43 protein-coding genes are annotated in these 25,433 nt (G+C 39.3%); 5 read left to right on the forward strand and 38 right to left on the reverse strand.

The window, feature by feature from the left end; translation table 11 throughout:
- The first annotated feature begins 18 nt into the window (after positions 1-18).
- Both JOS54_RS07095 and JOS54_RS07100 read left to right on the forward strand, forming a co-directional pair.
- Positions 19-714: an N-acetylmannosamine-6-phosphate 2-epimerase gene (locus JOS54_RS07095; protein WP_203244893.1), complete on the forward strand. Its 696-nt coding sequence runs from the start codon at positions 19-21 to the stop codon at positions 712-714.
- A complete protein-coding gene (locus JOS54_RS07100; RefSeq protein WP_203244894.1) occupies positions 704-1,582 on the forward strand; it encodes an ROK family protein in 879 nt (292 codons plus the stop codon). The genes JOS54_RS07095 and JOS54_RS07100 overlap by 11 nt, the downstream gene beginning before the upstream one ends.
- A gap of 50 nt (positions 1,583-1,632) precedes the next feature.
- On the opposite strand, the gene JOS54_RS07105 is transcribed toward JOS54_RS07100, so the two are convergent.
- From JOS54_RS07105 to JOS54_RS07265, 33 genes are all read right to left on the reverse strand, one after another.
- On the reverse strand, positions 1,633-2,454 hold the full coding sequence (locus JOS54_RS07105) for a serine O-acetyltransferase (RefSeq protein ID WP_203244895.1): 822 nt from the start codon (positions 2,452-2,454) through the stop codon (positions 1,633-1,635).
- Between the two features lie 2 nt (positions 2,455-2,456).
- Positions 2,457-3,389 (reverse strand): cysteine synthase A, encoded by a 933-nt coding sequence (gene cysK / locus JOS54_RS07110; RefSeq protein WP_203244896.1) that lies wholly within the window; start codon positions 3,387-3,389, stop codon positions 2,457-2,459.
- Between the two features lie 391 nt (positions 3,390-3,780).
- Positions 3,781-4,143, reverse strand: coding sequence for a 50S ribosomal protein L17 (rplQ, locus tag JOS54_RS07115; RefSeq protein ID WP_203244897.1), 363 nt, complete (start codon positions 4,141-4,143; stop codon positions 3,781-3,783).
- 12 nt (positions 4,144-4,155) lie between these two features.
- Positions 4,156-5,115, reverse strand: a complete 960-nt coding sequence (locus JOS54_RS07120) for a DNA-directed RNA polymerase subunit alpha (RefSeq protein WP_203244898.1) — start codon at positions 5,113-5,115, stop codon at positions 4,156-4,158.
- 23 nt (positions 5,116-5,138) lie between these two features.
- Complete coding sequence (gene rpsK, locus JOS54_RS07125) at positions 5,139-5,543, reverse strand: 30S ribosomal protein S11 (protein ID WP_203244899.1); 405 nt, start codon at positions 5,541-5,543, stop codon at positions 5,139-5,141.
- A gap of 12 nt (positions 5,544-5,555) precedes the next feature.
- Positions 5,556-5,921: a 30S ribosomal protein S13 gene (gene rpsM, locus JOS54_RS07130; RefSeq protein WP_203244900.1), complete on the reverse strand. Its 366-nt coding sequence runs from the start codon at positions 5,919-5,921 to the stop codon at positions 5,556-5,558.
- A gap of 18 nt (positions 5,922-5,939) precedes the next feature.
- Complete coding sequence (gene rpmJ / locus JOS54_RS07135; RefSeq protein ID WP_006525027.1) at positions 5,940-6,053, reverse strand: 50S ribosomal protein L36; 114 nt, start codon at positions 6,051-6,053, stop codon at positions 5,940-5,942.
- Positions 6,054-6,086: 33 nt separating this feature from the next.
- Positions 6,087-6,305 carry a translation initiation factor IF-1 gene (gene infA, locus JOS54_RS07140; RefSeq protein ID WP_006626550.1) on the reverse strand — a complete coding sequence of 73 codons (219 nt, stop codon included), beginning with the start codon at positions 6,303-6,305 and terminating at the stop codon, positions 6,087-6,089.
- A 10-nt stretch (positions 6,306-6,315) separates the two neighbouring features.
- On the reverse strand, positions 6,316-6,966 hold the full coding sequence (locus tag JOS54_RS07145) for an adenylate kinase (protein ID WP_203244901.1): 651 nt from the start codon (positions 6,964-6,966) through the stop codon (positions 6,316-6,318).
- A gap of 9 nt (positions 6,967-6,975) precedes the next feature.
- Positions 6,976-8,262, reverse strand: coding sequence for a preprotein translocase subunit SecY (gene secY, locus JOS54_RS07150; protein WP_203244902.1), 1,287 nt, complete (start codon positions 8,260-8,262; stop codon positions 6,976-6,978).
- 1 nt (position 8,263) lies between these two features.
- The gene (gene rplO / locus JOS54_RS07155) at positions 8,264-8,704 is read right to left on the reverse strand and encodes a 50S ribosomal protein L15 (protein ID WP_203244903.1); all 441 of its coding nucleotides are present in this window, start codon (positions 8,702-8,704) and stop codon (positions 8,264-8,266) included.
- A gap of 11 nt (positions 8,705-8,715) precedes the next feature.
- Entirely contained in the window at positions 8,716-9,237 is a 522-nt protein-coding gene (rpsE, locus tag JOS54_RS07160) for a 30S ribosomal protein S5 (protein WP_203244904.1), read from the reverse strand.
- 14 nt (positions 9,238-9,251) lie between these two features.
- Positions 9,252-9,608: a 50S ribosomal protein L18 gene (gene rplR / locus JOS54_RS07165; protein WP_203244905.1), complete on the reverse strand. Its 357-nt coding sequence runs from the start codon at positions 9,606-9,608 to the stop codon at positions 9,252-9,254.
- A 17-nt stretch (positions 9,609-9,625) separates the two neighbouring features.
- On the reverse strand, positions 9,626-10,168 hold the full coding sequence (rplF, locus tag JOS54_RS07170) for a 50S ribosomal protein L6 (protein ID WP_203244906.1): 543 nt from the start codon (positions 10,166-10,168) through the stop codon (positions 9,626-9,628).
- Positions 10,169-10,185: 17 nt separating this feature from the next.
- Positions 10,186-10,584, reverse strand: coding sequence for a 30S ribosomal protein S8 (gene rpsH / locus JOS54_RS07175; RefSeq protein ID WP_203244907.1), 399 nt, complete (start codon positions 10,582-10,584; stop codon positions 10,186-10,188).
- A gap of 14 nt (positions 10,585-10,598) precedes the next feature.
- Positions 10,599-10,784: a type Z 30S ribosomal protein S14 gene (locus JOS54_RS07180; protein ID WP_203244908.1), complete on the reverse strand. Its 186-nt coding sequence runs from the start codon at positions 10,782-10,784 to the stop codon at positions 10,599-10,601.
- Positions 10,785-10,798: 14 nt separating this feature from the next.
- Positions 10,799-11,338 (reverse strand): 50S ribosomal protein L5, encoded by a 540-nt coding sequence (gene rplE / locus JOS54_RS07185; protein WP_203244909.1) that lies wholly within the window; start codon positions 11,336-11,338, stop codon positions 10,799-10,801.
- Complete coding sequence (rplX, locus tag JOS54_RS07190) at positions 11,338-11,661, reverse strand: 50S ribosomal protein L24 (protein WP_203244910.1); 324 nt, start codon at positions 11,659-11,661, stop codon at positions 11,338-11,340. The genes rplE and rplX overlap by 1 nt, the downstream gene beginning before the upstream one ends.
- A 10-nt stretch (positions 11,662-11,671) precedes the next feature.
- Positions 11,672-12,040 carry a 50S ribosomal protein L14 gene (rplN, locus tag JOS54_RS07195; RefSeq protein ID WP_203244911.1) on the reverse strand — a complete coding sequence of 123 codons (369 nt, stop codon included), beginning with the start codon at positions 12,038-12,040 and terminating at the stop codon, positions 11,672-11,674.
- Positions 12,041-12,056: 16 nt separating this feature from the next.
- The gene (gene rpsQ / locus JOS54_RS07200; protein WP_203244912.1) at positions 12,057-12,317 is read right to left on the reverse strand and encodes a 30S ribosomal protein S17; all 261 of its coding nucleotides are present in this window, start codon (positions 12,315-12,317) and stop codon (positions 12,057-12,059) included.
- A 14-nt stretch (positions 12,318-12,331) separates the two neighbouring features.
- Entirely contained in the window at positions 12,332-12,532 is a 201-nt protein-coding gene (rpmC, locus tag JOS54_RS07205) for a 50S ribosomal protein L29 (protein ID WP_203244913.1), read from the reverse strand.
- Positions 12,532-12,951, reverse strand: coding sequence for a 50S ribosomal protein L16 (gene rplP, locus JOS54_RS07210; RefSeq protein ID WP_203244914.1), 420 nt, complete (start codon positions 12,949-12,951; stop codon positions 12,532-12,534). Before rplP ends, rpmC begins: the two co-directional genes overlap by 1 nt.
- Before the next feature lie 2 nt (positions 12,952-12,953).
- Positions 12,954-13,751 (reverse strand): 30S ribosomal protein S3, encoded by a 798-nt coding sequence (gene rpsC / locus JOS54_RS07215; RefSeq protein ID WP_203244915.1) that lies wholly within the window; start codon positions 13,749-13,751, stop codon positions 12,954-12,956.
- Positions 13,752-13,766: 15 nt separating this feature from the next.
- Positions 13,767-14,102: a 50S ribosomal protein L22 gene (gene rplV, locus JOS54_RS07220; RefSeq protein ID WP_203244916.1), complete on the reverse strand. Its 336-nt coding sequence runs from the start codon at positions 14,100-14,102 to the stop codon at positions 13,767-13,769.
- A 14-nt stretch (positions 14,103-14,116) separates the two neighbouring features.
- Positions 14,117-14,386 (reverse strand): 30S ribosomal protein S19, encoded by a 270-nt coding sequence (gene rpsS, locus JOS54_RS07225; RefSeq protein WP_203244917.1) that lies wholly within the window; start codon positions 14,384-14,386, stop codon positions 14,117-14,119.
- 18 nt (positions 14,387-14,404) lie between these two features.
- Positions 14,405-15,238 (reverse strand): 50S ribosomal protein L2, encoded by an 834-nt coding sequence (rplB, locus tag JOS54_RS07230; RefSeq protein ID WP_203244918.1) that lies wholly within the window; start codon positions 15,236-15,238, stop codon positions 14,405-14,407.
- A gap of 58 nt (positions 15,239-15,296) precedes the next feature.
- Entirely contained in the window at positions 15,297-15,587 is a 291-nt protein-coding gene (gene rplW / locus JOS54_RS07235; protein ID WP_203244919.1) for a 50S ribosomal protein L23, read from the reverse strand.
- Positions 15,587-16,216: a 50S ribosomal protein L4 gene (gene rplD, locus JOS54_RS07240; protein WP_203244920.1), complete on the reverse strand. Its 630-nt coding sequence runs from the start codon at positions 16,214-16,216 to the stop codon at positions 15,587-15,589. Before rplD ends, rplW begins: the two co-directional genes overlap by 1 nt.
- 11 nt (positions 16,217-16,227) lie before the next feature.
- The gene (gene rplC, locus JOS54_RS07245; RefSeq protein ID WP_203244921.1) at positions 16,228-16,986 is read right to left on the reverse strand and encodes a 50S ribosomal protein L3; all 759 of its coding nucleotides are present in this window, start codon (positions 16,984-16,986) and stop codon (positions 16,228-16,230) included.
- A 17-nt stretch (positions 16,987-17,003) separates the two neighbouring features.
- Positions 17,004-17,315: a 30S ribosomal protein S10 gene (gene rpsJ, locus JOS54_RS07250; protein ID WP_203244922.1), complete on the reverse strand. Its 312-nt coding sequence runs from the start codon at positions 17,313-17,315 to the stop codon at positions 17,004-17,006.
- Positions 17,316-17,549: 234 nt separating this feature from the next.
- A complete protein-coding gene (locus JOS54_RS07255; protein WP_203244923.1) occupies positions 17,550-17,807 on the reverse strand; it encodes a barstar family protein in 258 nt (85 codons plus the stop codon).
- A gap of 2 nt (positions 17,808-17,809) precedes the next feature.
- Positions 17,810-18,253 carry a ribonuclease domain-containing protein gene (locus JOS54_RS07260; protein WP_203244924.1) on the reverse strand — a complete coding sequence of 148 codons (444 nt, stop codon included), beginning with the start codon at positions 18,251-18,253 and terminating at the stop codon, positions 17,810-17,812.
- A complete protein-coding gene (locus tag JOS54_RS07265; protein WP_203244925.1) occupies positions 18,237-18,917 on the reverse strand; it encodes an HAD family hydrolase in 681 nt (226 codons plus the stop codon). Before JOS54_RS07265 ends, JOS54_RS07260 begins: the two co-directional genes overlap by 17 nt.
- Before the next feature lie 92 nt (positions 18,918-19,009).
- Between JOS54_RS07265 and JOS54_RS07270 the strand changes: the two genes are divergently transcribed.
- Positions 19,010-20,317 (forward strand): class II D-tagatose-bisphosphate aldolase, non-catalytic subunit, encoded by a 1,308-nt coding sequence (locus JOS54_RS07270; protein ID WP_203244926.1) that lies wholly within the window; start codon positions 19,010-19,012, stop codon positions 20,315-20,317.
- A 35-nt stretch (positions 20,318-20,352) separates the two neighbouring features.
- Here the strand turns inward: JOS54_RS07270 and JOS54_RS07275 are convergent, their stop codons facing one another.
- Positions 20,353-21,063, reverse strand: a complete 711-nt coding sequence (locus JOS54_RS07275; protein WP_203244927.1) for a hypothetical protein — start codon at positions 21,061-21,063, stop codon at positions 20,353-20,355.
- An 86-nt stretch (positions 21,064-21,149) separates the two neighbouring features.
- Here JOS54_RS07275 and JOS54_RS07280 point away from each other — a divergent pair, with 86 nt between their 5' ends.
- Positions 21,150-21,329: a hypothetical protein gene (locus JOS54_RS07280; RefSeq protein WP_203244928.1), complete on the forward strand. Its 180-nt coding sequence runs from the start codon at positions 21,150-21,152 to the stop codon at positions 21,327-21,329.
- 24 nt (positions 21,330-21,353) lie between these two features.
- Here JOS54_RS07280 and JOS54_RS07285 read toward each other — a convergent pair whose 3' ends face one another.
- The 3 genes from JOS54_RS07285 to agaV all read right to left on the reverse strand — a co-directional run bounded on the left by JOS54_RS07285 (position 21,354) and on the right by agaV (position 23,589).
- On the reverse strand, positions 21,354-22,259 hold the full coding sequence (locus tag JOS54_RS07285) for a PTS system mannose/fructose/sorbose family transporter subunit IID (protein ID WP_203244929.1): 906 nt from the start codon (positions 22,257-22,259) through the stop codon (positions 21,354-21,356).
- Positions 22,249-23,040 carry a PTS sugar transporter subunit IIC gene (locus JOS54_RS07290; protein ID WP_203244930.1) on the reverse strand — a complete coding sequence of 264 codons (792 nt, stop codon included), beginning with the start codon at positions 23,038-23,040 and terminating at the stop codon, positions 22,249-22,251. Before JOS54_RS07290 ends, JOS54_RS07285 begins: the two co-directional genes overlap by 11 nt.
- 72 nt (positions 23,041-23,112) lie before the next feature.
- The gene (agaV, locus tag JOS54_RS07295) at positions 23,113-23,589 is read right to left on the reverse strand and encodes a PTS N-acetylgalactosamine transporter subunit IIB (protein ID WP_203244931.1); all 477 of its coding nucleotides are present in this window, start codon (positions 23,587-23,589) and stop codon (positions 23,113-23,115) included.
- Positions 23,590-23,781: 192 nt separating this feature from the next.
- Here agaV and JOS54_RS07300 point away from each other — a divergent pair, with 192 nt between their 5' ends.
- The gene (locus JOS54_RS07300; RefSeq protein WP_203244932.1) at positions 23,782-24,942 is read left to right on the forward strand and encodes an AraC family transcriptional regulator; all 1,161 of its coding nucleotides are present in this window, start codon (positions 23,782-23,784) and stop codon (positions 24,940-24,942) included.
- A gap of 48 nt (positions 24,943-24,990) precedes the next feature.
- Here JOS54_RS07300 and agaF read toward each other — a convergent pair whose 3' ends face one another.
- On the reverse strand, positions 24,991-25,425 hold the full coding sequence (agaF, locus tag JOS54_RS07305; RefSeq protein ID WP_203244933.1) for a PTS galactosamine/N-acetylgalactosamine transporter subunit IIA: 435 nt from the start codon (positions 25,423-25,425) through the stop codon (positions 24,991-24,993).
- Between the last annotated feature and the right edge of the window lie 8 nt (positions 25,426-25,433).

Below are 25,433 nucleotides of genomic sequence, written 5' to 3' on the forward strand. Positions count from 1 at the left end.
GAAAGGAGAATTATATTTATGACTAATCAAGAAATAATAGAGACCATCAAAGGTCAATTGATTGTTTCATGCCAAGCTTTACCGGAAGAACCACTTCATTCTTCCTTTATCATGGGAAGAATGGCACTTGCGGCTTTTCAAGGTGGTGCCAAAGGAATTCGTGCTAATACGATAGAAGACATTCAAGAAATTAAAAAAATGGTGAATTTGCCAATTATTGGCATCATCAAGAAAGTCTATGCGGATGAACCAAATGTTTATATTACACCTACCATGGTTGAAGTGGATGCTTTGGTTGAAGAAGGAGTGGATATTATTGCTTTAGATGCCACAAAAAGAATGCGTCCAAACCATCAATCCATGGATGATTTATTCCAAGAAGTGCGTAAGAAATATCCAAATCAATTATTCATGGCTGATACTTCTAATTTACAAGAAGGTCTTCATGCGGCTGAAATTGGCTTTGATTTCGTTGGTACCACACTAGCAGGTTACACGGGCTATACAAAGGGTATATCTTTACCACCTTATCGTTTCTTAAAGGATTTGGTAGAACAATGCCCCGTTCCAATTATTGCAGAAGGAAATATTTCCACTCCTGAGCATTGTCGTCATGCGATGGATATGGGGGTGCATGCGGTGGTTGTGGGAAGTGCAATCACTCGTCCTTTGGAAATCACCAAGAAATTTATGAAGGCTTTAAATGAAGAATAGAATTGCATGCGCTGATATTGGTGGCACCAATATTAAACTGGCATTATTTATTGATGGAATACTTTCCCTCCAAGAAGAAATAGCCACGGAAGCGAACAAAGGATCTCAACAGGTTTTAGAAAAGGTAATGAACTGGTTAAAACAAGTTGAACCAATTCAAGCCATCGGTATTAGTACATGTGGACAAGTCAATGTAAAAGATGGTTCTATCCATTATGCTAATGATAATATGCCCGGCTACACCGGCACTAAGGTTAAGGAATATTTTGAAACTATTTTCCATGTTCCCTGTTTTGTTGAAAATGATGTCTATGCGGCGGCTCGTGGAGAATATTTTTTGGGCAGTGCTCAAGGACTAGATGATTTTATTTGCCTAACCTATGGAACCGGAATTGGCGGCGGTATTTTCCTAAATGGAAAAGCTTACTATGGAAGTGGTTCTTCTCAAGGTGTGATGCTGGGTGCTTTAACCCTTCACGCAAAAAAGAACACAAACTCATGGGATATGAGCTATGAACATAATTGTTCTACGACCGCTCTTATGAAGAAGGTTCATGAAGTTGATTCTAGTATTCAAAATGGAAGAGAACTCTTGAAACAAATTCAACGACCTGAATTACAAGCAATTGTGAATGAATGGATTGATGAAATTGTGATTGGTTTACAGTCTTTATCTTATGTATGGAATGTCCCTACGCTCATTTTAGGTGGTGGTATTCTGGAACAACCTTATATATTTAAGCGCATCCGAAATTCATTTCAAAAGAATTTATTAGACGGCTTCCATGGGATAGAACTTAAAAAAGCCAAACTGGGAAATTTGGCCGGTTTATATGGAGCTTATTCCTTAACACAAGAAAGGCAGTAGTTGCCTTTTTTTGTTTAGGCATTAAAAAGGATAAAAGTTTTCCTTCTATCCTATTGTCTATTCGGATTAAAATAAACCGTTTCTCCTGCTTCAACTGAATTTGTGATCCAGACACTTGCGCCAATCACACAATCATCACCGATGCTGGTTTCACCACCAAGGATGGTCGCATTCGCATAGATAACAACATTATTCCCAATATTTGGATGTCGTTTACCACCTTTAACCAACTTTCCATCCTCATCTTTTTTAAAACTCTTCGCTCCCAAAGTAACACCTTGGTACAACTTGACATGATGACCTAATACAGCCGTTTCACCAATCACAACACCAGTACCATGATCAATACAGAAATAATCCCCTATCGTTGCACCGGGATTAATATCAATCCCCGTTTTTTCATGGGCATATTCTGCCATTAAGCGTGGAATATAAGGAATTTGTAGTGTGTATAGCACATGCGCTATGCGGTAAATAAAGATGGCATGGAAGCCCGGATAAGCTAAAATCACTTCAGCCTTTGACCAAGTGGCTGGATCACCATCATAAATTGCTTGAATATCCGTAAGAATAGAGCGTTTCATCTTTGGCATTTGCTCCAGAAATTGATCTCTCAGTCTTCCACAAATAGAGCAATCTCTGCTATTAAACTGCAAAGCGGCTTGTATTTCTTTTTTTAAATCTTTGGCAAGCTGATCCAAAATCTGTTCTTGACTCATATTTTCAATAAGATAATAATCCGGTAGTAATAAAGCTTGTATCTGTTTTATAATCGCAATAATTTTCGTTCGTTCCGGTGCTTTTACTTTTAAAAGAACGTCCTCATCTTGAATAGCGTTTAATTCATCTATTAATGTTTTAAAATTTTCCATTTTTATTCCGTGAATAAAGAAGTTGATAAATAACGATCGGCTGAATCCGGTAATAATACCACAATCAATTTTCCCTCATTTTCCTTTCGTTTCGCTACCGCAAGCGCCGCCCACATCGCAGCACCTGAAGAAATACCAACCAATACTCCTTCCTTTCTTCCTATTTCAGCACCGGTTTTGAATGCGTCTTCATCCGTAACCGCAATTATTTCATCATAAATCTCTGTATCTAATGTTTTTGGAATAAAACCGGCACCAATTCCTTGAATAGAATGCTTTCCGGGCTGACCACCATTTAAGACAGCACTATTCGCCGGTTCAATCCCAATCACCTTTATATTTGGGTTTTGTTCCTTAAGATATTTCCCTGTTCCTGATATGGTTCCACCTGTACCAATAGCAGAGATAAAGATGTCTACTTTACCATCGGTATCTTGCCAGATTTCCGGACCGGTCGTTATATAATGCGCTTTACGATTGGATAAGTTTTCAAATTGTTGTGGAATAAATGAATTCTCAATTTCTTTCGCCAATTCTTCTGCTTTAGCAATCGCTCCATTCATCCCTTTTGCGCCCTCTGTTAATACTAATTCAGCACCATAGCCCTTCATAATTTTACGACGTTCAACTGACATTGTTTCAGGCATTACAAGAATAACTTGATAACCCCTTGCGACACCAACGGCAGCTAAACCAATGCCGGTATTACCGGAGGTGGGTTCAATAATCGTTGCTCCAGGTTTTAATACGCCTGCTTCTTGTGCATCACAAATCATTTGGTAAGCAATGCGATCTTTAACCGAACCTGTTAAATTGAAATATTCTAATTTTGCGACCAAACGTGAACGCAAGTTTAATTCCTTTTCATAATGTGTCAACTCTAATAATGGTGTATGACCAATGAGTTGTAATATTGATGTTTTAATGTTTCCCATTTTTATACTCCCTTTTTCTGACCGCTTATCACCAAACAACCGATAAAATAAAAATCCAAGAATATACGCCCTTGGATTAATAGCTAGATGATTTCATTCGCTACTAAAGTGCACACTCAAAGCAGAGTCAACGAACATAAAGTATCAATCCGGACATTCTTGAAACAGCAACAACACATCATTTTTTTAGTATATTGTTTCATATCCTTCCCTCCTATTCGTTGTTTGTATGATTTTTAATGATAATCATTAGGCTTAGATTTGTCTACTTATATGCTTTCTAAGAAAACTTTTTGTCCAACTAACCAACTTCATTTACTTATTTCTTTGCGCTTGTCATTGATTCTCTATGTCTAAAAAAGGAGAATGACCAGCACTCTCCTTTCCTAAATTAAACTAATTCAATGAATGCCATAGGAGCAGAATCACCACGGCGTACACCTGTCTTAATAACACGCGTGTAACCACCATTACGATCTGCATACTTAGGAGCTACTTCATCAAATAATTTTTGTAAGACGGTCTTTTGTGTTACTTCATCAGCTACTACATGACGAACATAAGAAGCGGCTTGACGTCGAGCAGCCAAATCACCTTTCTTACCTAAGGTGATTAAATGGTCAACGACCGAACGCATATCCTTAGCCTTAGCTTCAGTTGTTTCTACACGACCGTATAGAATGACAGAAGTAGCCAGGTTTCTTAACATCGCTTTACGGTGATCCGCATTGCGACCAAATTTACGATTCCACATAATATTCCTCCATTAGTCAAAGGTCTTAAAGCTAAAGCCCATTTCGATAAGCTTATCTTTAACTTCCTTAAGTGATTTCTTACCAAGATTACGCACACGCATCATTTCATCTTCTGTCTTTTGTGTTAATTCATCAACAGTTTGGATACCTGCACGCTTTAAGCAGTTATAAGAACGCACCGATAAATCTAAATCTTCAATCATCATTTGGTGACCCTTATTTGGTCTTTCTGCTGTACTTTGCTTAATAACGCTATCGGATACAACAACCTCGTCGTTAATTCCAGCAACAATCTCTAAGTGGTCTACTAAAATCTTAGCGGCCAACGATAAAGCTTTTTGTGGATTAATGGAACCATCGGTTGTTACTTCCATGGTTAATTCATCGTATTTCACATTTTCACCAACACGTGTTGGTTCTACATGATAAGCCACTTTTGTGACTGGAGTGTAGATGGAATCTGTATAAACAGTACCAATTCCTTGAGAAACACCCGATCTTAATTGCTTATTGATATCAGCACTAACGTATCCACGTCCATTTTGTACTTTAATTTCCATTTCTAATGTTGCACCTTCTTCAAGGTTGGCAATCACCAGGTCTTTGTTTACTATTTCAACTTGTGCAGGAACGATTAAATCCATAGCCTTCACAGCACCCGGACCCTTAGCAGAAATTTGTAAAGTATATTCTTCATCATCTTCAATCTTCATCACTAATTGCTTAAGATTTAAGATAATCATGGACACATCTTCACGAACACCTGAAATAGAGGTGAATTCATGATAGACTTGATCCACTTTGATGGAGAAAACTGCAGCTCCAGGCAAAGAGGAAAGTAGTACACGACGAAGCGCATTCCCAATTGTGGTACCAAATCCTCTCTCCAATGGAGTTAGGACAAATTTACCGTAATTTTCAGATTCAACGTATTCTTGAACTTCAAAATCAGCGCGTTCAAATTTTTGCATGTTTCCATCCTCCTTATCTTTCATTAACCACGAGGTCTCTTTGGTGGACGACAACCATTATGAGGAATAGGTGTTACATCATTGATTACAGTGATGTTCAATCCGGCTGTCTGTAAGGAACGAACAGCCGCTTCACGACCGGCACCGGGTCCTTTAACATTTACTTCAACGCTCTTCATACCTTGTTGAACAGCGGCTTTACCAGCCGCTTCAGCGGTCAATTGAGCTACATAAGGAGTTGACTTACGAGAACCCTTATATCCTAACGCCCCGGCAGAGCTCCAAGCAACAACATTACCTGCTTCATCAGAGATGGTTACGATAGTGTTATTAAATGTGGAATGAATATGGGCGATTCCTTTAGCGACGTTGCGGCGTATTCTCTTCTTGCGAGTAACAGCACCCTTTTTCTTTGTATTAGCTGCCATATTATCCTCCTATTACTTCTTCTTGTTGGCCACTGTACGACGTGGTCCTTTTCTTGTACGAGCGTTAGTCTTGGTTCTTTGACCACGAACAGGTAACCCTCTCTTATGACGTGTTCCACGATAAGATCCAATTTCCATTAAACGTTTGATGTCTAATGCTGTTTCACGACGCAAGTCACCTTCCGTCTTAATAGAATCCACTTTGGAACGAATTGCTGTTTCTTGTTCATCCGTTAATTCAGATGTTCTTGTAGCTGGATCAATTCCACATTCTGCCAAAATCTTATTAGCAGTTGTAGGACCAATACCATAAATATAAGTTAATGAAATTCCAATCACCTTATGACGTGGAATATCAACACCGGCAATACGTGGCATATTTATTTCCTCCCTTTATTAACCCTGTCTTTGTTTGTGCTTAGGGTTTTCACAGATTACCATAACAACGCCCTTGCGCTTGATAACTCTGCACTTATCACAAATTGGTTTTACTGATGGTCTAACTTTCATGTTTTGTGCCTCCTAGACATTTTCTATATTGTACTACTTATGACGATAAGTAATACGCCCACGTGTTAAATCATACGGTGAAATTTCAACGGTAACCCGATCTCCCGGTAAAATGCGAATGTAATTCATACGGATTTTACCAGCAACGTGGGCTCGGATTTCGTGACCATTTTGAAGTTTCACTAGGAAGTTCGCATTCGGAAGAATATCTTCGATTACGCCTTCGATTTCAATGACATCTTGTTTACTCATTTATTTTCCCTTATTTAACTGCGTCAAGAATACTCTGGATATCAGCGAATACCTTTTCCGGTTGTTGACCAGCATCCACATACTTCGCAATCCCTTGTTTTTCATAATACTGAATAACAGGCTCTGTTTGGTTTCTATATTCATCCATACGAACTTGAAGTTGTTCTAACGTATCATCTTTTCTTTGTGTTAACTCACTACCACAAACATCACAAACACCCTCTACTTTTGATGGGTGATTTTTAATGTGGTAAATCGAACCACAATTCTTACAAATACGTCGACCTGTAATTCTCTGTTCCAGAACACGAATATCAACACCAAGAACCAAAGCCACATCCACCGAACGATGAATTTTATTCGTGATTTCGGTTAAAGCTTCCGCTTGACCAAGGCTACGAGGAAAGCCATCTAACAGATAACCATTTGCACAATCATCTTGTCGAAGGCGATCCTCCACCATATCATTGACCAAAGAATCCGGTACTAACTTACCGGCTTCCATGTATTCTTTCGCTTTGACGCCAAGAGGAGTGTTTTTTTTGATATTCTCGCGGAACATATCACCGGTGGAGATATGAGGAACGTTGTACTTTCTTTTAATTTCTTTTGACATAGTGCCTTTACCAGCACCTGCTGGACCCATAATGAGAATATTCATCTTTTCCTCCTACTTTTTGAAGAACCCTTTGTATTGTTTCTGGGTTAATTGACCTTTTAACTGCTTCATCGTTTCTAAGGCAACACCCACAACGATAATAATACCAGTACCATTTACTGCCGTTGCTTGCGATAACTTCGTAAACATCGTTAATAAGTAAGGAATAACCGCAATAATCGTTAGACCTGTTGCCCCTAAAACAGTAATACGGTGTAGGACTTTTGAAACATAAACTTTTGTTTCATTCCCCGGACGAATACCTGGAATATACGCCCCTGATTTACCTAAGTTATCCGCCATTTGTTCCGGATCCACTTGTAAATCCGTATAGAAGAATGTAAACAAGATGGTTAATACAGCATACAAGCCAAGACCGGTCCAAGTCGTCAAACTCAACCACTGACTTAATTTGTTGTATAAATCAGCATTGAAAAAACTAATAATAATCTGTGGGGCAAGCATAATGCTTTGCGCAAAGATAACCGGAATAACCGAAGCCGAATTAATCTTAAGAGGAAGGAAGGTGACATCCGATCCCCCTCTTGTTGTAGAGCTATTTGTATATTGAACAGGAATCTTACGAATTGCCGTTTCCATAACAATAACGAAGACGATAATTGCAAGGAATAATAAGATATACAAACCAAACTGTAAAATTCCATTAAACATTTCGCCCTGTGTTGAGCCACCGGTTAAGATAGCGTAGACCTGACTAAATGCGGCCGGAAAGTTCGATACAATACCGGCAAAGATAATAATAGATAAACCATTACCAATACCTTTCATGGAAATACGGTCACCAATCCAAATAAGGAACATGGTACCTGCCGTCATGACGGTTGCTGTGTATAAATATCCTGAAAAATGTGCATTTTGCAAAATCTTATATTGAACATCAAATCCATATACAAGTGAGAAGGATTGACCGAAGGCCAACACAACACCTAAGTATCGTGTAATCTTTTCAATCTTCACACGACCCGTTTGTCCGGATTTACTCATTTCTGTTAAAGAAGGAATCACATCCATCGATAACAGCTGAATGATAATACTAGCCGTAATGTAAGGGGTAACCCCCATGGCGAAAATGGAAAGTCTTTCCAAAGCACCACCACCAAGTAAGTTCATCATGCCAAGTAATGAGTTGCCGGCAATCTGCTTAGCAAACTGGGATGTATTCACACCCGGAACCGGAATAGCAGATCCAAAACGGTAAATAAGCAGCATAGCTAAAGTAAAGAAAATCTTATTTCTTGTTTCTTTATTTTTAAACAAGCCGGCAAAGGTCCCTAACATGTTAGAGCACCTCTACACTTCCGCCTGCCGCCTCAATTGCCTTCTTAGCTGATTCAGAGAACTTATTAGCCTTGACCGCTAACTTCTTTTCTAATGCACCATTTCCTAGAACCTTAACACCATCAAATGTCTTTTTAACAAGACCACAAGCTTTTAAAGTTTCAACATCAACTGTAACGCCTTCTTCAAAAGTATTTAATGCTTCAACATTCACAACTGCATATTCCTTACGGTTGAAGTTTGTGAACCCACGTTTAGGCATTCTCTTGAAGAAAGGTGTTTGACCACCTTCAAATCCAATAGCTACACCGCCACCGGAACGAGAGTTTTGACCTTTTTGTCCACGACCAGAAGTCTTTCCATTACCAGAACCTTGGCCGCGACCAACACGATTTGAACTAAAACGTGCTCCTTCGTTATACTGTAGGTTTTCTAATTTCATCTTGGACCTCCCTAGCGAACTTCAGCGACTTTCTTGTCGCGTAGTTTAGCTACTTCATTAACTGTACGTAATCCCTTTAATGCTTCTAAAGTTGCATAAACGACGTTTACGCTTGTTCTTGAACCAATGACCTTAGATAGCACATCAGATACACCGGCTAATTCAAGAATTGAACGAACTGCACCACCGGCGATTACTCCGGTACCTGGAGCGGCCGGTGCTAAGAACACCGTTGAAGATAAATGTTTACCCTTAACTTGGTGAGGAACGGTACGGAAATTGTCTACTAAGTTGACACGGAAAACGTTCTTTTGAGCAGATTCCGTAGCTTTACGGATTGCGTCCGGAACTTCTGCGGCCTTACCCATGCCAAATCCAACACGACCCTTCTTATCACCGACAACAACAAGAGCGGCAAAGCGCATGCGACGTCCACCCTTGACTGTCTTACTTACTCGGTTAATGGAGACAACAACATCTTCGAACTCTTTTGGTTCGCGTTTTTTAAAGTTTTTCTTATTTTCGTTTGCCATTTGTTTTCTCCTTACTAGAACTTCAAGCCGGCTTCTCTAGCCGCATCTGCTAAAGCTTGCACACGACCGTGGTATACATATCCGCCTCTATCGAAACGAACACTTTCAATCTTAGCCGCTAAGCACTTCTTAGCAATATCTTCGCCAACCTTCTTAGCCGCCTCTACATTTCCGCCATTTTCCAGCTTGAGTTCAAGAGAACTAGAAGCACACAATGTCTTATGCGCAACATCATCAATAACTTGTGCATAAATTTGTGCATTCGAACGGTACACATTCAATCTAGGGCATTCAGGAGTGCCGTTGACAATCTTACGTACACGTTTATGACGACGAATACGAACTTGATTCTTATCGATTAATTTCAACATATTCTTATCTCCCTTCCCTATTTCTTAGCCGTCTTTCCTTCTTTACGGCGAACAATTTCATCAACATAACGAATACCTTTTCCACCATATGGCTCCGGTTTCTTGGTTGCACGAACAACAGCGGCGAATTGACCGACAATTTGCTTGTCAATTCCACTCACATTGATGGTATTTGCGTCAGGTACTTCTACCTTAACATCACTTGGAACTGTAAACTTAACCGGATGTGAGAAACCGACATTCAATGTTAGTTCAGAGCCGGCTAAAGCGGCACGATAACCAATACCAACAATTTTTAAGGTCTTAGTGAAACCGGTGTTTACACCTTCAACCATAGCGGCAATCAAAGCACGAGTTGTACCATGCAATTGTTTTGTATGTTTTTCTTCATTTGGGCGCTTAACTGTAAGTACATTAGCGTCCACGGAAATTTCCATCAATGGAGAAAAAGTCTTCACTAATGTTCCCTTAGGACCCTTTACAGTCACCTCATTACCACTAGCGATGCTAACTTCTACGCCGGCAGGAATGGTAATCGCCTTATTACCGATACGTGACATTCTTTTCTATCCTTTCCTTACCAAACATAAGCGACAACTTCGCCGCCAATGTGGTTCTTACGAGCTTCGCGATCGCACATCATACCCTTAGAGGTAGAGATAATAGCAACACCTAAACCATTTAACACCTTAGGAATGTTATCACCTTTGGCGTAAACACGAAGACCCGGTTTTGAAATACGTTTAATTCCAGAGATTACCTTTAAATCACCTTGATACTTCAATGTAACGGTGATTTTCTTTTCTGTACCTTCACCAGATACAACATAGTTTTCAATGTAACCTTCAGACTTCAATAATTTTGCGATTTCTACTTTCACTTTAGAAGCAGGAGCAACATCCACACTCTCTTTACGAGCTTGAACACCGTTTCTAATGCGTGTAAGCATATCAGCAATAGGATCTGTCATATTCATAATGTCTTTCCTCCTTACCAACTTGCCTTCTTAACACCAGGAATTTGACCCTTGTAGGCTAATTCACGGAAGCAGATACGGCAAACTTTATATTTCTTTAAAACTGAATGTGGACGTCCACAAATTTCACAACGAGTATACTCACGTGTGGAGAATTTTGCAGGACGAGATTGTTTAACTTTTAAACTTGTCTTAGCCATGATATTCTCCTTTCTTATTTAACAAATGGCATACCCATGCCCTTTAATAGTGCGACAGCTTCAACATTTGTCTTAGCTGTTGTCACGATAACAACATCCAAACCACGAACCTTATTCACCTTATCAAAATCAATTTCAGGGAAAATCAATTGTTCCTTAACCCCTAATGTATAGTTACCGCGACCATCAAAAGCAGTAGCACTCACACCACGGAAGTCACGAACACGTGGAAGCGAAAGATTGATTAACTTATCTAAGAACTCATACATTCTTTCACCACGTAATGTAACCTTACAACCGATAGACATCCCTTCACGAAGTTTAAAATTGGCAATGGACTTCTTAGCCTTTGTTACAACCGGCTTTTGACCGGAAATAGCCGTCAATTCCTCAACTGCTTCATCCAATAATTTAGGATTAGCAATCGCATCACCAACACCCATGTTAAGAACAACCTTAACAATCTTCGGTGCCTCCATAACCGAGCTGTAATTGAATTCTTTCATTAAAGAAGGCTTAACAACTTCATTATATTTAACATGTAATTCGTTCATTATTTCTTAGCCTCCTTCACTTCTTTCCCGGTCTTCTTTAAGACACGAACTTTCTTGCCCTTCGCATTAATAGAATAGCCAACACGAGAAGCAACCTTTTCTTTCTTGTCATACAACATAACATTTGAAACATGAATAGGAGCTTCACGTTCAACAACGCCACCTTCCGGATTAGCTTGTGTTGGCTTCAAAGACTTCTTAATCATGTTGACACCTTCTACGATAATACGGTTGGTTCTTGGACTAACCGCCTTAACTTCAGCAATTGTTCCTTTATAGTGGCCACTGATGACCTTGACTGTATCGCCTGTCTTAATTTTCATATTGGTCTCCTTATAACACTTCCGGTGCAAGGGAAACAATCTTTGCATAACCCTTGTCTCTTAATTCTTTAGCAACCGGTCCAAAGATACGTGTTCCAACCGGTGTGTTATCTTCCTTGATGATTACAGCGGCGTTTTCATCAAACTTAATATAACTACCATTGTCACGGCGAAGACCATATACCGTACGAGCGATAACCGCTTTAACGACTTGACCCTCCTTAACCGTTCCATGTGGAGCCGCATGCTTTACCGAGCAAACCACAACATCACCAATTGTAGCACTCTTACGCTTTGAGCCGCCTAAACAACGAATAACCAATAATTCCTTGGCACCGGTGTTATCAGCAACCTTCAATCTTGTTTCATTTTGAATCATACTGTCCTCCTGTGCCTTATAAGATAACTGCCTTTTCAACGACTTTCACAAGACGGAAATGCTTATCTTTACTTAATGGTCTAGTTTCCATGATTTCAACAACATCACCAATCTTAGCAACATTTTCTTCATCATGAGCTTTGTATTTTTGTGAGTACTTAACGCGTCGGCCATATAAAGGATGGCTTCTAGTTGTACTAATTTCTACAACAATGGTCTTGTCCATCTTGTCCGAAACAACCGTTCCGCGTAGGACTTTACGAGAATTTCTTTCCATTTCCAGCTCCTCCTTTACTTAGCTTCAGAACTTTCACGTTCTGTTAATACTGTATAAATACGTGCAATTGTCTTCTTAATGTCCTTAATACGAGCAGGATTTTCTAAACTTCCGGTCGCTTGAGCAAATCGAAGAGTATAAAGTTCTTCTTTAAGGCTAACAACTTCCTTTTGAAGTTCTTCACTACTTAAATCTCTAATTTCTTTAACGTTCATTATTTAGCCTCCTCGCCTTTTTTCACAAAGCGGGTTTTAACGCCTAACTTGTTAGCAGCTAAACGCAAAGCTTCGCGGGCAATTTCTTCACTAACCCCTGCAACTTCAAACATAATGCGTCCCTTTTGGACAACCGCTACCCAGTGATCAGGAGCCCCTTTACCGGAACCCATACGGACTTCTAAAGGTTTCTTCGTCTTAGCCAAGTGTGGGAAAATCTTAATCCAAACTTGACCTTGACGGTTCATATGACGTGTCATAGCAACACGGGCCGCTTCGATTTGAGCAGAGGAGATATAAGCACCATCATCCGCTACCAAGCCATATTCACCAAAAACAATCTCACGACCGGCCTTGGAAATACCTTCATAGCTTAAACGATGAGGTCTTCTATACTTTGTACGCTTAGGCATCAACATAGTTATTTTTGACCTCCTTTGTTTTCTTCAGCAACAGCTTCTACCTTTTCTTGACGAGCTGCATGGTTGTTTGCTCGACGATCACTTCTTCCGCCACGGCGGTTGTTACGACGGTCATTCCCACGCCCCTTAGGAGCTTCCGGTTCTTTAACCATTTGTCCGGGAAGAACTTCACCACGGCAAATCCAAACTTTAACGCCTAACTTACCATAGGTTGTGGTTGCTTCTTGAGCCGAATAATCAATATCACTGCGTAGTGTATGTAAAGGTACAACACCACGTGAGTAACCTTCTTGACGAGCAATTTCAGCTCCTCCTAAGCGACCCTTCACTAATGTCTTAATACCCTTAGCACCAGATTTCATCGTTTGTTGAATGGCTTTCTTTTGCGCAATACGGAATGATTGACGAGCTTCTAATTGTTCAGCAATACGACGAGCAACTAAACGAGCGTCTAAATCCGGATTAGCTACCGCAACAACATCAACCTTGACCTTCTTGCCACCAGTTAACTTACCTAACTTCTTGCGTAAAACAACCATCTTATCTTGGTCACCATCTTTGCCTAGTAGAGCACCCGGACGAGCGCAACGAATGATTACTTTAGCATCTTTCTTCCCGGTTCTTTCAATTTCAATACGAGAAATATAAGCATCTTTAAATTCTTTTTCTAAGAATCCACGAACGCGATTGTCTTCATTTAGAAGATCACCGAAGTCTGCTTTATCAGCATACCATCTGGATTCCCAATCACGAATAACGCCAACGCGCAATCCGATTGGATTAACTTTTTGACCCATTTTTGACCTTCCTCCTTACTTCACATCGCTAACCACAACCGTAATATGGCTAGTTCTCTTTAAGATTTGAGTAGCGTTACCTTTTGCTCTAGGCATGAAACGCTTCATAACCACGCCTTCGTTTGCATAACATTCTTTCACATATAATGCATCAGCGTTTAATTGATGATTGTGTGTCGCATTAGCCGCCGCACTCTTAACAACTTTCGCTACAGCAGTAGCTGCATGATTGGGCATGAATTGAAGAATTGCCAAAGCCTCTTCAACGCTCTTGCCACGTACTAAATCTAAAACCAATCTCACTTTACGAGGCGTATAGCGGACTGTTTTCGCTGTTGATTTAACATCCATCTTTACCTTCCTCCTTACGCCTTCTTGTCATCCCCATGACCACCAAACTTGCGGGTAGGAACGAATTCACCTAACTTATGACCAACCATATCTTCGGTTACATAAACAGGCACATGTTCTTTACCGTTGTGAACCGCAAAGGTATGTTCAACAAAGCTAGGAAAAATGGTTGAACGACGAGACCATGTCTTAATCACTTCTTTTTTGCCGGTCGCATTCAATGCTTCAACCTTTTTCATCAAATGGTCATCACAGAATGGACCTTTTTTCAAACTTCTTGACATCTAATTTCTCCTTTCAACTTACTTTCCATTACGTCTTCTGACGATGTACTTACTACTATGTGCCTTAGGATTACGTGTCTTAAGACCCATAGCTTTCTTACCCCAAGGTGTCATAGGTGCCTTACGTCCAATTGGAGCACGACCTTCACCACCGCCATGCGGGTGATCCACAGGGTTCATAGCTGAACCGCGAACGGTAGGACGAATACCTAGCCAGCGAGAACGCCCGGCTTTACCTAAATTCACTAAGCTGTAATCACCATTGCCAACAACTCCCACCGTTGCCCGACAATTGCCATGAATTCTTCTAACTTCACCGGATGTCAAACGAACAGTAACGAACTTACCTTCTGAACCCAAGATTTGCGCCGAAGTACCGGCCGCACGAGCCAATTGACCACCCTTACCGGCTGTTAATTCAACATTATGAACGAATGTACCATCAGGAATGTTTTGTAGTTCCATTGCATTACCAACTTTAATATCGACCGCAACATCAGAAATGACGGTGTCACCAACATGTAAGTCAGCCGGTGCTAAGATGTATCTCTTTTCACCATCTACATAATGCAATAGTGCAATGTTCGCATTACGGTTCGGATCGTATTCGATACCGGCAACCTTAGCAGGAACACTATCTTTATTACGTTTGAAATCAATAATACGGTACTTCTGTTTTGCCCCACCGCCTTGATGGCGAGTTGTGATACGACCCGTATTATTACGTCCACCCTTTTTATTAAGTGGAGCTAATAAGCTCTTCTCAGGCGTTTTCTTAGTAATGCGCTCATTACTAAGAGTCGACATATTACGACGACCGGCACTGGTTGGCTTGTATTTAATAATTGCCATTTTCTTTTTCCTTTCGCATTTTGTCCGGAGATAGCGATTTCCTCCGATAGTAAATCAATTATTCAGCTGAACCAAATAATTCAATTGAACTTCCTTCAGGCAATTGAACAATCGCCTTCTTTAAAGCGGAAGTCTTTCCTTCGTAACGTCCAACTCTTCTTGTCTTGGAATGAACATTAACGATATTAACTTTTTCGGCTTTGATGCCATAGATTTCTTGAATGGCTTGTGCAACCGAAATCTTGTTTGCGTTCTTGTGAACGATGAATGTTACTTTGTTTTCTTCGCTCGATAAACGCATTGTCTTCTCTGTAACAACAGGTCTTACGATGATATCACGTGCAGTCATTACGCAAATACCTCCCCGGCTTTTTCAACAGCCTTTTCTGTGAAAACAACCTTATTTGCATTCACAATGTCATAAACATTTAGGCTAGAAACAGTTGTCACCAATGCGTTTGGTAAGTTTCTCATTGAAATATAGGCGTTATCAAATTCTTCCGAAGAATCCGCCACGAATAATGTCTTACGATCGAAACCAAAAGCATTTAATAAAGCAACTGCTTTCTTTGTCTTAATTTCATCAAAGTTCAAGTTTTCAATTAAAACGAAATTGGATTCCAGAACCTTTTCCGATAAAGCGGAACGCAAAGCTAAACGACGAACTTTGCGATTTGTCTTCACACCATACTTACGAGGTTGTGGTCCAAAAGCAACTCCGCCATGTCTCCATTGAGTTGCCCTTGTCGAACCTTGACGAGCACGACCTGTTCCTTTTTGGCGGAAAGGCTTCTTACCTGTTCCCGAAACAAAGGCTCTTGTCAAAGTCGAATGCGTTCCTTGTCTTAATCCGGCTTGGTAAGCAAGAACAGCGTCAAACATAACTTGTTGGTTTGGTTCAATACTGAACACAGCATCAGAAACTTCTACTGTCTTAACAGACTTAGCTTCCTGATTGAATACCTCCATTTTAGCCATTCGTTATTCCTCTACTTTCCCGCTTCAGTCGCAACTGCTTCTGAAGCAATTTCCTCATCAATTGTTTCAGCAACTTTTTCAAGCTCTTCTTCAACCGATGTGCCAGCATAAGAAATGATTTCAATTGGAGCAACCTCCTTAACTGGCTTCACTGTTGTCTTAACAACAACAAGTCCTTTTTTAGGTCCGGGAATATTTCCCTTCACTAACATATAACCTTCTTCAGCATCCACTTTGATAACTTGAAGATTTTGATTGGTTGTGGTGTAGCCGCCTTCTTGACCGGGCATAGCTGTTCCTTTATTAACAACGCCATTATTACGACCATTCGTTGCTAAAGAACCAATATGACGGTGATGACCGGAGCCATGACCCATAGGTCCACGAGCCGCATTGTTACGAACGATTGTACCGCTATAGCCTTTACCTTTACTTGTACCTTGTACATCAACAATGTCACCGGCTTTGAATAAGTCAGCCTTAACTTCAGTACCAACTTCAAGATTCATCATCTCATCCGCTCTGATTTCCTTAATGTACTTCTTAGGAGCAGTGTTTGCTTTCTTAGCATGTCCCATTGCCGGTTTGTTTGAACGATGTTCTTTAACATCTTCATAGCCTAGTTGAACCGCTTCGTAGCCATCTACTTCCTTTGTTTTCTTTTGTAGTACGACATTTGGCTTAACATCAATCACAGTGACAGGAATTAAAGTTCCATCAATTGCGAATACTTGAGTCATACCAAGTTTACGTCCTAGAATACCTTTCATGCTTTATCCTGTCCTTTCTATAACTTGATTTCGATGTCAACACCGGATGGTAAATCCAAACGACTTAAAGCATCGATTGTTTCAGCACTTGGACCAATGATTTCAATCAATCTCTTGTGCGTACGAATTTCGAATTGTTCACGAGCATCCTTATATTTGTGGACAGCTCTTAGAACAGTGATGATTTCTCGTTCGGTAGGTAACGGAACAGGTCCGACAATCTTCTTAGCACCGTGGCTAGCAACCGTCTTCACAATCTTTTCGCCGGCTGCGTCAAGACTTCTGTTCTCGTAAGCCTTCAAACGAATTCTTACTGAGTTCTTTGCCATGAATTTTTCCTCCTTATATTCACTCCACCTTCCGTGGATCGCTCCGTGGAAATTCCCCGGTTATCACGCCTTATGACAACGCCTCTCGGCGTGCCGGCAACCTCCCACATCCATGCGAGTGCTTTAGTAGTTTACCACAAAAATAGGAGATTGCAAGAACTTTCGCACAATCTCCCAACTATATTTTTTCCCCGATAAACACTAAGCTTTCTAAGCTTTGTAAATTTCTAAATTCTAAATCAATTCCAAATGGAAACGTTGCTCCTCCGAGACCAAAAATACTAACATTTTTAAAAAGCAATACGAAAAAGAACCGATGCTCATCTTAGCTAAATCTGCTTGTTCGAGATAAAAATAATACTCCATTTCTCCTTCTGAAAGACAATCCGCTAAAGCATCTAGGTTATTCACATCCCATCCAAATCCCTTTTTTACCCATATCATAAAAGACTTTCGGTCTTGAACATCGCTATATCGAATTTTTATTTCCATGTCTATTCCCCTTTATATAGTTGTTTAAAATGACCATAATGGTCAGCAGTATACCAAACATCTCCCTTTTTCGTGAAGATAATTCGCTTATCTCCACGTTTCTTTCTGCCAATTGTATCAATGTCTGCTTCAAAATACTTTTCATTTTTATAGGGTAGTTTTCCTTCAAAATTTCCATAACGGTCACCACCTATCGCTCTATCGGGTACCATCGTATCCAAACTGCCACTTGACCAACCCTTCTTACGTGCTTCTGCTTTTGTCATATAAAAGGAAGGTAATTTTTTATGCCGATAAACATACATAGCCACCGCTTCTTTCGAATCATCGACTGACCTTTCCGGAATTCTTCCTCGATTATCATGCATTGGTAATAATCTAAGAAAAATAAAACCGGCAAAAACAAACAATACAGTAAACAACGCTACTTTAGACTTCTTTCTCACAATTCATCCTTTCCAAGCATTCTTCTAATTCTTGATAACTGGAAACTTGGGCAATATCCAAATTCGTTATTCCTTTTCTTTCATAACAAAACCAAATTGGTATTAAACCGGCTCTTATTGCTCCAACAATATCAGTTGAAAAAGTATCACCCACAAAAACAACTTCCTTCGGTTTTAAATCCATTTCCTTTACCGCCGCTAAATAAATCTTGGGATTTGGCTTTGCACAACCAAAGGCTTCCGATACTAATAAAGGATGGAAATCATCCCTCATTCCTAAAGCCTCCACTTTCATCAATTGGCTTTCTGTAGGACCATTGGTAATCATGCCGATTTGGTATTTTTTCTTTAATCTCACTATCGTTTCTTTCGCATTTGGCATTAGATATTGGTGTTTATGAAAATGTTGATACCAAAGCCGATACATCTTTTCTATCTCCAAGTCAGGATAATACCTTGCTTTTAATTGTTCCAAAGCAAAGCATTTGTTGATGGTTCCGTATTGATCCCACAATAAACATCTTTGTAAAATCTCTTCTTTACGCAATACATCTTCTTTTAAGCTTGGATCAATCTGCTCTAAAAACCAATGGTACATTTCAAAAGCGGCTTTGTATCGATAACTAACCGTTCCATCAAAATCAAATAGAATTCCTTTAATCATAAATATCCCTTCTAATACCGAAAATCACAAATAGTCTAACACGAAAGCTAAATCAACATTGCTATAATTAAATCATAAAAGGAGAAAGTATCATGATAAAACACCCTTTAATGCACTTGATTGATTTACAAAAAGCAGGGCAAGCCGTTGGTATTTATTCTGCTTGTACCGCCAATCCATTGGTTATTCGTGCTTGCTTACAAAAAGCAAAAGAAACTCATTCTATTTTGTTGGTTGAAGCAACCGCAAACCAAGTGGATCAATATGGTGGTTATACCGGAATGAAGCCGGCTGACTTTATTGAATTTGTTCAAACATTAGCGAAAGAAGAAAACTTTGACAGTGAACGCATCCTCTTTGGCGGCGATCATTTAGGACCTTTAACCTTTGCTCATCACGAGGAAGAAAAAGCCTTACAAGAAGCGGAAGAATTAATTCGCCAATATGTTTTAGCCGGTTTCACTAAAATTCATATTGATACCAGTATGAAAGTAGCCGGTGATCCTGTAGATGTTCGTTTAAGTGATGAAATCATCGCTACCCGTGGTGCTCGTTTGGCTAAGATTGCTGAAGCGGCTTATCAAGAAAGAATCAAAAAATTTCCTAATTCCATTCATCCTGTTTATGTGGTTGGTTCAGAAGTGCCAATCCCCGGTGGTTCACAAGAAGCCGTGGATACCGGCATCCAAGTGACGAAAGTTGCAGACTTCAAGAATACCGTCGCCACTTTTGAAAAAGCCTTTCCAAAGGAAAGCTGGCCTTATGTAATAGCGGTTGTAGTTCAACCCGGTGTAGAAGAAAAGGATGCTGGCTGTACGGATTATGACCGTTTGAAAGCGGTGGATTTAATGGCTAGTATCAAAGATTATGCCAATCTTGTCTTTGAAGGTCATAGTACCGATTACCAAACCCAATACCATTTAAGAGAAATGGTGGAAGATGGAGTGGGAATATTAAAAGTAGGTCCCGGATTAACCTACGCCGCTAGAGAAGCTTTATTTGCTTTAGCGTATGCCGAAAAGGAAGTGTACAAAGCCCAAACTTCCAAACAAAGCCATTTTATGGAAGTCTTGGAAGAAGAAATGTTAAAAAATCCAAAATACTTTGTGAAACATTACCATGGAACCGAAGATGAGATTTCTTATAAACGTAAGTTCAGCTTCTCCGATCGTTCTCGTTATTACTTACCCCAAGAACCGGTTCAAAAAGCCATTGCGGTCTTATTGGAAAACTTTAAAGACGGTGTTCCTTATGGTGTACTAAGTCAATTCTTACCAAGAGAATACACTGCTGTTCGTGCCGGTCAATTAAAGAATGAGCCAATGGAGTTAATCAAAGCCCATGTTGGTTATACCATTGATGAGTATTTATATGCTTCTCATCAAGAACAATTAGGTTAATTTAAAAATGAGGTTATTTCAATATAACCTCATTTTTAGCTTAATTCTTTTACCAACGTTTCTAATGCCAACCAATCTTTCTTATCCCAAATGGATTTGATTTGTGGTGCATAGATAGTTTCTTTCAATCTTTCATAAGCATTGCTTAAACATTGCAAAGCAATTTCGTTTTCTTTGCGATAATTGTTCGCAAGTGCCGCTTTTAAGAAAAAGACACCAGCGGTTAAACCATCCCGCTTACTCTTCGCCGCTTTTTCCAATTCCTTTGCATAATGACCACTGTGTTCAAACACAAGGGATTTTGTCATCTCCAATTCATCCAACAAAGGTTGGTATTGCTCTTTTTTACTTTGGCTTAAATACTTAAAGTTTTCTTTAGCAACCGCAATGTAACGATACGCTTCTTCCTTCTTATTGCGACGAACACAATAAGAGAATTCCTTTGCTGTTACAATCAATCTTTCTACCGAACGCAGACGAAAGCTATCCACAATTGGTATAATCTCTTGAATTTTTTGATCATTATCCTCTAATAAAATTGCATCCAATCTCATCAAGGTTCTTAGCTTCTTAGTAAAGAAAAATTTACTGGAAACTGTTTCTAATTCCTTATAGTAGCCATCAAAATCTCTACTCTGATACAACAAAATTGAGAGTAAAGCGGCTTGTCTTTGAGAGAAAAATGTATACGATAAATAGAATATAATTGCTAAAATGATAAAAATTACTATTAGTTTCCAATCCATATTTCAATCCTTTCTTTCTCATTATAGGGTTTCCATACTTCCTTGTCATACTTTTTTGAAGTATTCTTATACAGAGGGAGTATTTTATGAGTCCATTCATCGTTCCAATTCTCTTAATCATCGTTATATCAGCTTACTTTATGTTATCGAAATGGAAACACAAAAAAGCGGTTCGGAATAAACAAGAAGATTATCACATTGAACTAAGTGATGATATTCAAAAAGAATATTTTGATGAATACGAAAGAGAAGAAAAAGGCTTGTGACGACACAAGCCTTTAATTAGTTTATTACTTAACCCTCCAAGGTACTGGTACCAATGGTGTATATTCACCGGATGACCAAATACCGAAAGCACAACCAACAATACCAATAACAAGAAGTAAGAGGATGCACTTTGTTGGCGACCAATTCTTCTTCTTAATTAATGTATAGCACATTAAAGTTAATCCTAATGGGATCAATGCCGGTAAGATACCATTCAATAATGCTTGAATATCAATGAAGTTTTCAACTGTTTTCTTCGTTGCCGGATCAATCTTTGTGCCATTAGGAATTAAGATACCTAAAGCTGTTGAACCATAGTTACATGTCAAAGCACCAACGATGAAGACACCTAATAAAGAGGCGGCGTGGGTAAATTCACGAGCATTCTTAGTTAAGACTTCAATCGCACGTGTTCCTAAATCATAAGACCAGTACATTAACCAGTAACGTAAAGCCATTTCAACGCCGAACGTGATGAGGAAATAAAGGATAGGACCGGCAATACTGCCACCGATGGCCATATTAGCCGTAATACCGGCTGTGATAGGAACTAATGTGAACCAGAATAATGCGTCACCAATACCGCCTAAAGGACCCATAGCGGCTGTACGGACACCACGAATTAAGTTGACATCAGCTTTTTGTTGTTCAAGGGATAACACAATACCCATAACGAATGTTACTAAGAATGGGTGGGTGTTAAAGAATTCCATGTTGTGCGTCATAGACGTACTTAAGTCTTCTTTATTTGTGTGAATTTTTTCCAGACCCGGTAAGATACTCCATAACCAACCGGCCGCCTGCATTCTTTCGTAGTTGAAGGCTGCTTGTAGGTTAAGAGAACGCCAAACCATCTTATTAAGAGTGGACTTGTCTAATGGCTTAGCAGGTGTTTTATCCACATAAGTTAAGTATTTATTAGATTCCATCTGTTTCACCTCCATTAGAAGAGCCGGTACTATTCTTAATCTTCACATTTGTTTGGTAATCAAACAATGCAATTGCGATACCGATAAATGCGGTTAAAAGTAATGTTGCGCCGGATGTTGCTTGAATATTTCCGAGAATTGCCGCAAAAGCGAAACCTGCGAAGTAAATACCCCACATATCGTTTGCTAACATAATCTTTAATAGAACAGCGAAACCAACGAAACGCATCATTCCGCCTGCCGCACCTAAGCCGGCCATTACCCAAGAAAAGTTCTTCTTAAATTCAGCTAAAGTTTCTCCGGCCGCACTACCACCATAGTAAGCAACAATGGATAATACAGCGAATAAGGAACCCAAGATTAACATTGAAATTAAAGTAACATTTGTGATTCCCTTTGGATTAGCTTCTTCAGCCGCCTTATCACCGGCAGCCATGAAGTAGGACATAACCGTAAATGTTAAGGTCACAACGTATTGTCCAAATACCGAGAAAATCATGGCTAAACCTAATGCTTCTTCAACTGCTAAGTTTGACTTAACAGCGAAAATCATTGCGACTACCCCACCTAAAACTGCGTTTGGCGGCTGAGCTCCGCCAACAGGCATGTTACCGACCATCATCAATTCATAAGTACCACCAACAACTAAACCGATGTTAAGGTTACCTAAGATTGCCCCAATAATTGGGCAGGCGATGATAGGACGATACAACAATTCTGTTAACGAGAATTGGTCAATCGCAAAGATGAATGTAACAATTGCAAGTAATACAACTTCCATCTTTCCATCCTCCTAAATATATGTGGAAAATCCTTACAGAAACGCTTTTATCAATTCCATCCGTTTACTACTTTATTTAAAAAGCTTGCTTAAATCTTCAGCCCCTTCTTGAGGCACACGACGAATCTCTAATTCAACGCCTAATTCTTGTAGGCGTTTAAAAGCAGCTACATCTGCATCATCTACAGCAACACTACCTACCACTTGTCGTTTTCCTTCCGACATGTGCATATTACCGATGTTTACTTTTTTGATTGGTACTCCACCTTCTACTAACTTCAAGACATCTTGAGGTGTTTCACAGACCAAAAAAATATGTTGCGATGGAGAAGCTTTATGAATCGTTGAAATCGTCTTCTCCAAGGTCCAATATCTTGTCTGAGCATAAGAAGGAGCGGCCATATCCATCAAACCTTGACGGAAACTGTTGCCTGCCACCTCATCATTGGCTACTAACAACAAATTAGCCCCAATCGAACTAGACCATTGCGTTGCTACTTGGCCATGAATCAGTCGGTTGTCAATTCTAGTTAAAACTATATCCGGCATACAAACTTCCTTTCTAACAATGCAACTTGCTTGTAAGCGTTTCCTTACTTATATAGTAACATCCTTTCCCTAATCATATTTACATTTTTTTACACAATTTGTGTACTTTTTAGTAAAAGAAAAATATTTTTGACAATTTTTACTACGCTTTCACTGAAATAATCTTTAGAATAGAGATAGAGGTTTACCATAATGTTCAATAAAACAACCAGCTCCCATTTTTTAAAATATGGTTTTGTTTCAAGAGAGATTCCACGAACAAACTTGCAAAAGCAAGATTACACCATCTTCAACGAAAATACCACTACGCTCATATCCTATTCCAAGCCCGTTTACATCGAGCCAATGGAAGGAATGGCTTTATTACACATCGCAAAAGAGGAACAACTTAATCAAATTGAAACCTTTGCCTTGCATCGCAAAATTTGCATTTATCCGGGAAATGCGTTCGCATTAGTCACCATGAGCAATTACATTGTTTATAACCTATACATGCCTAAAGAGTCTGAAATTAAAAAGATTAGTCTTGCCAAAACATTGATGTATCATCGCATTAAACCAAGCATTCGTATTCAAGAATTATTGGCTTATTACTATGTTGTTAAACGTCCACATTACCAATTTAAAGGCGAGATTCATCCTTATTATGAACTCACCTTTGTTGACCAAGGGGAACTCGAAACGACCGTTGAAGACGAAACTTTTACTTTAAAAGCCAATGACTGTTTATTCTATGGTCCAGGTCAATTTCATAATCAAAAAGTCACTTCCGAAAATCCTTGTTCCTATCTAACCGCTATCTTTGAAGCCGATGGTTTGTGCCATGATAAACTCGTTCGAAAAATCTATCATTGCAATCGAGAAGAAATTCAGCTTATTCAACAATTCGTTAAGTACACTGAATTTGAAAATGACTACCAAAACGATTTGTTGGTTTCTAGTTTAGAAACCTTTATCATTCAGCTACAGAGTCATATGGGTCATTCTACCCAAAAGACCAGCTCACCAGCCAACCAGCATTATGAAAATAGCCTACTAGAAGAAATTGTGCAATACATCAATTTGCATCTATATGAACCACTACCAATTGATTCGCTTTGTGATAACTTTGCGATTTCAAGAAGTACTTTGCAAAATCTATTTAATAATTATATGAAGATTACACCGAAAGCTTATATCAATAATGAGAAACTGAATCTAAGTCGTTTATTGATTCGTGATGGTAAATATTCTATTACTCAAGTAGCTAATTTATTAGGCTTTAATTCCATTCATTATTTTTCCCGAAAATTCACTCGAAAATTCCACATCAATCCAAGTGAATACGCAAAGAAAATCTATGACCAACTCTAAGAAGCGAAAGCTTCTTTTTTACTGAAAAAGAGCGGCTTTTCACCACTCTTAAATGCCATCTTCCATTTCTACTTCTTCCCGTTCAACGAATTCATACTTCATGGTTTGATCATGACCTGTTTGTACCAATTGATTCGCTAAAGCATCCACGCTTTCCGCAAATTGGCGAACAAGATTACCTTCAATAATCATACCTAAGTTCGTTCCCGAAAGAACTCGAATTTCTTTTTCACTATGAACCATGCTTAATTCAACCGCTACTTTAAATGGTGAACCACCTAGTAAGTCGGTTAAGATTAAAACTCCTTCACAATCCTTTAATTGTTCCAAAGCATTCTCTAAATTTTTCTTTAAATCCTCTGTACTGTGATTTTGTTCAAAATCAACCGATACATAGAAATCTGGATATCCAGCAATCAATTCAACCGATGAAGTAACACCTGTCGCAAAATGACCATGTCCACTAACAATCATTCCAATCATATAATTTT

It is taken from the genome of Bulleidia sp. zg-1006 (genome assembly GCF_016812035.1).
Taxonomy (GTDB): domain Bacteria; phylum Bacillota_I; class Bacilli_A; order Erysipelotrichales; family Erysipelotrichaceae; genus Bulleidia.

Bases quoted from the DNA above. Each gene is read 5' to 3' on its own strand.
- infA (WP_006626550.1), bottom strand. From the start codon at position 6,305: ATGAGTAAACAAGATGTCATTGAAATCGAAGGCGTAATCGAAGATATT.
- JOS54_RS07255 (WP_203244923.1), bottom strand. From the start codon at position 17,807: ATGGAAATAAAAATTCGATATAGCGATGTTCAAGACCGAAAGTCTTTT.
- rplP (WP_203244914.1), bottom strand. From the start codon at position 12,951: ATGTTGATGCCTAAGCGTACAAAGTATAGAAGACCTCATCGTTTAAGC.
- agaV (WP_203244931.1), bottom strand. From the start codon at position 23,589: ATGCCGGATATAGTTTTAACTAGAATTGACAACCGACTGATTCATGGC.
- JOS54_RS07265 (WP_203244925.1), bottom strand. From the start codon at position 18,917: ATGATTAAAGGAATTCTATTTGATTTTGATGGAACGGTTAGTTATCGA.
- rplR (WP_203244905.1), bottom strand. From the start codon at position 9,608: ATGTTGAAATTAATCGATAAGAATCAAGTTCGTATTCGTCGTCATAAA.
- rplV (WP_203244916.1), bottom strand. From the start codon at position 14,102: ATGGATGTTAAATCAACAGCGAAAACAGTCCGCTATACGCCTCGTAAA.
- rplQ (WP_203244897.1), bottom strand. From the start codon at position 4,143: ATGTGGAATCGTAAATTTGGTCGCAATGCGGATCACCGTAAAGCGATG.
- rpsC (WP_203244915.1), bottom strand. From the start codon at position 13,751: ATGGGTCAAAAAGTTAATCCAATCGGATTGCGCGTTGGCGTTATTCGT.
- JOS54_RS07180 (WP_203244908.1), bottom strand. From the start codon at position 10,784: ATGGCTAAGACAAGTTTAAAAGTTAAACAATCTCGTCCTGCAAAATTC.
- JOS54_RS07300 (WP_203244932.1), top strand. From the start codon at position 23,782: ATGTTCAATAAAACAACCAGCTCCCATTTTTTAAAATATGGTTTTGTT.
- JOS54_RS07275 (WP_203244927.1), bottom strand. From the start codon at position 21,063: ATGGATTGGAAACTAATAGTAATTTTTATCATTTTAGCAATTATATTC.
- JOS54_RS07280 (WP_203244928.1), top strand. From the start codon at position 21,150: ATGAGTCCATTCATCGTTCCAATTCTCTTAATCATCGTTATATCAGCT.
- rplO (WP_203244903.1), bottom strand. From the start codon at position 8,704: ATGAAATTAGAAAACCTACAGTATAACGAAGGAGCACGTTTTAGTTCA.
- JOS54_RS07095 (WP_203244893.1), top strand. From the start codon at position 19: ATGACTAATCAAGAAATAATAGAGACCATCAAAGGTCAATTGATTGTT.
- rplE (WP_203244909.1), bottom strand. From the start codon at position 11,338: ATGAACGAATTACATGTTAAATATAATGAAGTTGTTAAGCCTTCTTTA.
- JOS54_RS07270 (WP_203244926.1), top strand. From the start codon at position 19,010: ATGATAAAACACCCTTTAATGCACTTGATTGATTTACAAAAAGCAGGG.
- rpsK (WP_203244899.1), bottom strand. From the start codon at position 5,543: ATGGCAGCTAATACAAAGAAAAAGGGTGCTGTTACTCGCAAGAAGAGA.
- rplF (WP_203244906.1), bottom strand. From the start codon at position 10,168: ATGTCACGTATCGGTAATAAGGCGATTACCATTCCTGCCGGCGTAGAA.
- rpsJ (WP_203244922.1), bottom strand. From the start codon at position 17,315: ATGGCAAAGAACTCAGTAAGAATTCGTTTGAAGGCTTACGAGAACAGA.
- rplB (WP_203244918.1), bottom strand. From the start codon at position 15,238: ATGGCAATTATTAAATACAAGCCAACCAGTGCCGGTCGTCGTAATATG.
- cysK (WP_203244896.1), bottom strand. From the start codon at position 3,389: ATGGGAAACATTAAAACATCAATATTACAACTCATTGGTCATACACCA.
- rplW (WP_203244919.1), bottom strand. From the start codon at position 15,587: ATGACTGCACGTGATATCATCGTAAGACCTGTTGTTACAGAGAAGACA.
- rplC (WP_203244921.1), bottom strand. From the start codon at position 16,986: ATGAAAGGTATTCTAGGACGTAAACTTGGTATGACTCAAGTATTCGCA.
- agaF (WP_203244933.1), bottom strand. From the start codon at position 25,425: ATGATTGGAATGATTGTTAGTGGACATGGTCATTTTGCGACAGGTGTT.
- JOS54_RS07120 (WP_203244898.1), bottom strand. From the start codon at position 5,115: ATGCAAAAATTTGAACGCGCTGATTTTGAAGTTCAAGAATACGTTGAA.
- rpsH (WP_203244907.1), bottom strand. From the start codon at position 10,584: ATGAATATGACAGATCCTATTGCTGATATGCTTACACGCATTAGAAAC.
- JOS54_RS07285 (WP_203244929.1), bottom strand. From the start codon at position 22,259: ATGGAATCTAATAAATACTTAACTTATGTGGATAAAACACCTGCTAAG.
- rpsS (WP_203244917.1), bottom strand. From the start codon at position 14,386: ATGTCAAGAAGTTTGAAAAAAGGTCCATTCTGTGATGACCATTTGATG.
- rplD (WP_203244920.1), bottom strand. From the start codon at position 16,216: ATGGCTAAAATGGAGGTATTCAATCAGGAAGCTAAGTCTGTTAAGACA.
- JOS54_RS07100 (WP_203244894.1), top strand. From the start codon at position 704: ATGAAGAATAGAATTGCATGCGCTGATATTGGTGGCACCAATATTAAA.
- JOS54_RS07105 (WP_203244895.1), bottom strand. From the start codon at position 2,454: ATGGAAAATTTTAAAACATTAATAGATGAATTAAACGCTATTCAAGAT.
- rplN (WP_203244911.1), bottom strand. From the start codon at position 12,040: ATGATTCAAAATGAAACAAGATTGAAGGTTGCTGATAACACCGGTGCC.
- secY (WP_203244902.1), bottom strand. From the start codon at position 8,262: ATGTTAGGGACCTTTGCCGGCTTGTTTAAAAATAAAGAAACAAGAAAT.
- rpsM (WP_203244900.1), bottom strand. From the start codon at position 5,921: ATGCCACGTATTGCCGGTGTTGATATTCCACGTCATAAGGTGATTGGA.
- rplX (WP_203244910.1), bottom strand. From the start codon at position 11,661: ATGAAAATTAAGACAGGCGATACAGTCAAGGTCATCAGTGGCCACTAT.
- JOS54_RS07290 (WP_203244930.1), bottom strand. From the start codon at position 23,040: ATGGAAGTTGTATTACTTGCAATTGTTACATTCATCTTTGCGATTGAC.
- rpmC (WP_203244913.1), bottom strand. From the start codon at position 12,532: ATGAACGTTAAAGAAATTAGAGATTTAAGTAGTGAAGAACTTCAAAAG.
- JOS54_RS07145 (WP_203244901.1), bottom strand. From the start codon at position 6,966: ATGAATATTCTCATTATGGGTCCAGCAGGTGCTGGTAAAGGCACTATG.
- rpmJ (WP_006525027.1), bottom strand. From the start codon at position 6,053: ATGAAAGTTAGACCATCAGTAAAACCAATTTGTGATAAGTGCAGAGTT.
- rpsQ (WP_203244912.1), bottom strand. From the start codon at position 12,317: ATGGAAAGAAATTCTCGTAAAGTCCTACGCGGAACGGTTGTTTCGGAC.
- rpsE (WP_203244904.1), bottom strand. From the start codon at position 9,237: ATGGCAAACGAAAATAAGAAAAACTTTAAAAAACGCGAACCAAAAGAG.